Here is a 5116-nt window from a genome sequence, read left to right as displayed (position 1 = left end):
CGGCAGTACACGTATTCAGTGACCGGTACCAAAGCGCCGTTCGACCAGATCACAATCACTTATACCGATGCTTCTGGAATGCGACGGACGCTGCCCAACGTCTACATCCCGTGGACGATCACGCTCACCCCGATATCGCAATCCGACGTCGGTTCGATAGAGGCGTCGAGTTTGCTGCGACTGAGCAAGCTCAACTGCAAGATCACCGCCAGCGATGGGACGGTGTTGTCGTCGAATGAGAACAACCAACCGCAAGCGAGCTGCTAATGGCCGACAGGTACTCCGGAGCCTGGGGTCCGTGGAGCAGAGTCGCGCCGGATACCGGCGATCGCATCCTGGTGGGGGTGTGTGCCGCCGTCTGGCTGGCACTTGTGGGGATGAGCGTTGCGGCCATCGTCGCGCTGATGGACCTCGGCCGCGGCTTCCACGCCCCCAAAGGGAATCCGCACGCGTCGTCGGTGCTCTACGCGATCATCGTCATCTCTGCGCTCGTCATCCTGGCGGCGATCCCAATGTTGTTGCGCGCCAGGCGTACTACCCGGGACGGGCCAGTCGCACGATCGGCCGGGACGTCGGCGCGCACAGTGAGTGGGCGGCCGATCCGGTCCGGGACTGCGCCCGCGCGGACCATCACCCAGCCGGGCCGTACCGAGCGGTTGACCCCGTTACGGCCGGCATTGTCCGACGCGGCGGTGGACCGGATCTGGTTACGTGGCACCGCGGCATTGATGGCCGCGATGGGAGCGGCGCTGCTCGCGGTCGCGGCGGCAACCTACTTGATGGCGATCGGCCACGACGCCATCTCGTGGACCAGCTACGGGATTGCCGGCTTCGTCACGCTGGTCATGCCGTTGGTTCCGTGGCGTCAGGTGCGGCAGTTGCGCCGCACACTCGCCGCGTGAGATCCGGCTAGTGGTGGCCGTTCTGGCCGTTCGATGAGCCGTTGCTGCCGTCTTGGTGCTCCCGCAGTGCTGTGAGGGCGCGCTGTTCCGCGGCGTGGCTGGCCTCGGCGAGCGCGGCGTCTTCGGAGACCGGGTCGGCGAACAGGAAGCTTCCGGAGCCCGGCGAGCCGGCCGACCCGAGCCTGTTCATCTTGGTGGGCACCGCGGCGCCCTGGTACTCCAGCGGCAGCGGGTGGCCGTGGTCGTCGACGGGGCCAAGGGGCTGGTGCAGCTCGATGTAGGCGCCGTGCGGCAAGCGCTTGATGATGCCGGTCTCGATGCCGTGGTCGAGCACTGCACGGTCGCTGCGCTGCAGCCCGATGGCCCATCGATAGGTGATGAAGTAGACGATCGGCGGCAGCACGACCATGCCGATACGCCCGATCCAGGTCGTCGCATTCAGCGAGATATGGAATTTCAACGCGATGACGTCGTTCATCGCGCTTAGCGTCAGCACCATGTAGAACGCGATCGCCATGGCTCCAATCGCGGTGCGCACCGGCACATCTCGCGGGCGTTGCAGCAAGTTGTGGTGGGCGTAGTCGCCGGTGAACCGCTTCTCCAGGAACGGATAGATGGTCAGCAGCGCGAATACGAGCCCCATGATGATTCCGACCCATACCACCGCGGGAATGGTGTGGTGGCCGATGTAGAACTCCCAGGCCGGCCAGATGCGGGCCAGGCCTTCGGTCCACATCATGTAGAAGTCCGGCTGGCTACCTGCCGAGACTTGGGATGGCTTGTAGGGCCCCAGATTCCAGATCGGGTTGATCTGCAGCAGGCCGCCCATCAGACCGAGGATCCCGGTGCACAGAGCGAAGAAGGCGCCGGATTTGACGGCGAACACCGGCATCACCCGCACGCCGACGACGTTGTGCTCGGTGCGGCCGGGCCCGGGGAACTGAGTGTGCTTCTGGAACCACACGAAGGCCAGATGCACGCCGATCAGCGCCAGGATGATTCCGGGTATCAGCAGGATGTGCAGGGCGTACAGGCGCGGGATGATGTAGCCCGCCGCGGTGCAGTCGTTTCCTACACCGCCGCAAGGGAAGTCGCCGCCGAACAGGGCCCAGTGCAGCCAGGTGCCGATTACCGGCATTCCCAACGTGATTGAGGACAGGGCGGCGCGCAGCCCGATGCCAGACAGCAGGTCGTCGGGCAGCGAGTAGCCGAAGTAGCCCTCGAACATGGACAGGATCAGCAGCAGGGAGCCAATGACCCAGTTGGCCTCGCGGGGCCGGCGAAACGCTCCGGTGAAGAAGATGCGGGCCAAGTGCACCATGATCGCCGCGGAGAACATCAGCGCGGCCCAGTGATGGACCTGGCGAACGAATAGGCCACCGCGGATCTCGAAGCTGATGTCGAGCGTGGACGCGTACGCCTTGGACATCTCCACCCCGCGCAGCGGCTGATAGACGCCGTTGTACGTGACGTCGTTCATGGAGGGGTCGAAGAACAGCGTCAGGTAGACACCGGTCAACAGCAGGATGATGAAGCTGTACATCGCGATCTCGCCGAGCAGGAACGACCAGTGCGTCGGGAAGACCTTGTTGAGTTGGCGCCGCACCGCAGCCGAGGGGTGATAGCGCGAGTCGATGTCCTCGCCTTGACGGGCCAGGACATCGCCGATCTTCGGGGGACTCAGTTTTGGACTCATGTTGTTGTGCGCTCCCAAAATGCCGGTCCGACAGGCTCGATGAAGTCGCCGTTGGCGACTAGATACCCGTCGGCGTCAATGGTGAGGGGCAGTTGTGCCAACGCGCGCGCTGCCGGCCCGAAAATCGGTTTGGCGTAATGCAACGCGTCGAACTGCGACTGGTGGCACGGGCACAGGATCCGATAGGACTGTTGCTCGTAAAGCGATGAGGGACAACCCAAATGCGAGCAGACCTTGGTGAAGGCGAACAGCTCGCCGAAGTTGAAGCTCTCCTGGCCTTTGCGCTTCACTACCCGCGACATGTCGGTGGGCTTGATGCGGATCAGCATCACCGGATTGCGGACGGCGGTCATGATCGCTGTCAGCTTTTCGTGTGACTCCGGCGTGGTGCCGTCGCCGTCAGACTCCCGCCACGGGAAGACCGTCTCCATGCCGCCGGCTTCGATGTCCTCGGGCCGCATCTTGACGAATGGCGCGCCCAGGTGCTCGCCGGTGGCCCGCGCCACGTAGATGGTCTCGCCGTGGAATTTTGGCGTCCAGCCTGAGGTCCACAGCACAGCTTTCTTGCCGTCGGCGGTCTGCACCACCGGTTTCCACGGGTTCTTGATAAGGCCGCCGGCAAATGCCACCAGAGTGCCGAGCCCGAATGCGCCGAGCCCGGCGCCCAGCGACAGGCCGATCAGTTTGCGACGCCGCAATGTCGAACCCTCGAAAGCGTCGGTCAGGTTGGCGACCACGGTCTTGCGGTCGATTTCCAGGGAACCTGAGCCCGCGCCGTCGTGGCGGTCCTGAATCGAAATCTCTTCGGGGATGAACTTTTTCTGGAAAAGTACCGCGCCTATTGCGATGCACAGCACGGACATTCCGAATGTCAGGCCATACAGCGGGGTGGTCAGCGAGTACACGAAGCTGCCATGTGATCCGTGCGGCTTGTACTCCCAGGGCCAGAACAAGAAAACCAGCAGCAGCGCGAACCCGAAGAACCCGCCCAGCAAAAGCCAGATCGCCACCTGGCGTTCGGCACGCTTTTCAGCCTTGGTGCCGGCTACCGGCCAGCGCGGCTCCTTGAAGACGGTTTCCACACCGTCGAGCCGGCCGCCGAGATCGACGAGTTCCTCGCGCGACATCGCGTTCAGTTCGGCGTCGGTGGGCTGGCCCGGAGCGCCTTTTTGACCCGGTGCGTCGGTGCCCTTGCCGCTGGCGTCGCCGTCGTCAGTCATCGTGCGCCGCTCCTCCTCATCGCTCCGCTCTGCATCGTCACGGCGCTCACGATCGTGCCCCAATCCAGAGTGCCGCTCCGATGACGGCGACCATCCCGATGATCCACATCGCCATGCCCTCCGGGGCCGGCCCGAATCCGCCCAGGCCGTTACCGCCCGGACTCCGTTCCTCAGTAACGGTTTTCACGTAGGCGATGATGTCTTTTTTGGCATCGAAGGAGATCTGACGGTCGGAGAACTTCGGCATGTTCTGCGGACCGGTCAGCATCGCGGCGAGGATCTGCTGCTCGTTGGCCGGTTCCAGGTCGGGCGCGAACTTGCCCGACGACAGCGCGCCGCCCTTGCCGGTGAAGTTGTGACACGAGGAGCAGTTCAACCGGAACAGGTCGCCGCCGCGTCCAATGTCGTTGCCGCGCAGCGACTCCATCGCGATAGTGCCGTCGGCGTTGCGCAACACCGTGGGCCCGCCACCGTTGGCTTCAACCCACGCGCCCAACGCATCAACTTGATGTTCATCGAAGATCGGGTCTTTGCGGGTGGCCTGAGCCTCACCGCGTACCGCGGGCATCCGGCCGCTGGATACCTGGAAATAGACCGCGGCCTCGCCGACGCCGATCAAACTCGGCCCGCGATCGGGTACGCCTTGCAGGTTGGCGCCGTGGCAGGTCACGCAGGAGGTGTCGAAAAGCTGCTTGCCGGTCCGCAACAACGCCGAGGACGACTCGTCGGCGACGGCCAGTTGTGGGGTGGGGGTCAAGACCGCAGCAAGTCCGCCGGCCGCCGAAAGTGCCACCACCAGCAGCAGACCCGCCGACAACCGGCGACGCAGGCGACGTCGCGACCGATCGCTAAGCGATCGGGTCAACCCCAGTCTCTTCAACCGAGCACTCCTGTCCTTACGCGCGCTTTTCATCGGATGAAATAAATCGTGGCGAACAGGGCGATCCACACGATGTCGACGAAGTGCCAGTAGTAGGAAACGACGATCGACGCGGTCGCCTGAGCGGGGGTGAACTTGCTCATCGTGGTACGGGCCAGCAGGAAAATGAAGGCGATCAGCCCGCCGATGACGTGTAGTCCGTGGAAGCCGGTGGCCAAGTAGAAGACGCTGCCGTATGCGCTGCTGGGAATCGTGGTTCCGTGGCTCATCAGGTGGTGGTACTCATAGGCCTGCCCCAGGACGAAGAACAACCCCATCGCAAAGGTGAGCAAATACCAGCGACGCAGCCCGAAGACGTCGCCGCGCTCGGCCGCGAAAACCCCCATCTGGCAGGTGAACGACGAAGCGATCAGCACTA

6 protein-coding genes are annotated in these 5116 nt (G+C 63.9%); 2 read left to right on the top strand and 4 right to left on the bottom strand.

What is annotated here, in order from left to right; genetic code table 11:
- The coding region (locus tag WB785_RS15790; RefSeq protein WP_424080265.1) for an MmpS family transport accessory protein at nt 1-267 on the top strand (267 nt) is incomplete at its 5' end.
- Entirely contained in the window at nt 267-902 is a 636-nt protein-coding gene (locus tag WB785_RS15785; protein WP_424080264.1) for a DUF2561 family protein, read from the top strand. The genes WB785_RS15790 and WB785_RS15785, both read left to right, overlap by 1 nt.
- Before the next feature lie 7 nt (nt 903-909).
- On the opposite strand, the gene WB785_RS15780 is transcribed toward WB785_RS15785, so the two are convergent.
- The 4 genes from WB785_RS15780 to WB785_RS15765 form a co-directional block, all read right to left on the bottom strand.
- Nucleotides 910-2598, bottom strand: coding sequence for a cytochrome b (locus WB785_RS15780; RefSeq protein WP_424080263.1), 1689 nt, complete (start codon nt 2596-2598; stop codon nt 910-912).
- The gene (locus tag WB785_RS15775) at nt 2595-3818 is read right to left on the bottom strand and encodes a ubiquinol-cytochrome c reductase iron-sulfur subunit (protein ID WP_424080262.1); all 1224 of its coding nucleotides are present in this window, start codon (nt 3816-3818) and stop codon (nt 2595-2597) included. Before WB785_RS15775 ends, WB785_RS15780 begins: the two co-directional genes overlap by 4 nt.
- A gap of 46 nt (nt 3819-3864) precedes the next feature.
- On the bottom strand, nt 3865-4698 hold the full coding sequence (locus WB785_RS15770) for a cytochrome c (protein WP_424080261.1): 834 nt from the start codon (nt 4696-4698) through the stop codon (nt 3865-3867).
- A 29-nt stretch (nt 4699-4727) separates the two neighbouring features.
- Nucleotides 4728-5116, bottom strand: a 389-nt coding sequence (locus tag WB785_RS15765; protein WP_424080260.1) for a cytochrome c oxidase subunit 3, incomplete at its 5' end; no start/stop codon positions are given.

Source organism: Mycobacterium sp. (assembly GCF_049585075.1).
Taxonomy (GTDB): domain Bacteria; phylum Actinomycetota; class Actinomycetes; order Mycobacteriales; family Mycobacteriaceae; genus Mycobacterium.
This window is presented reverse-complemented; position numbering and strand designations above follow the sequence as displayed.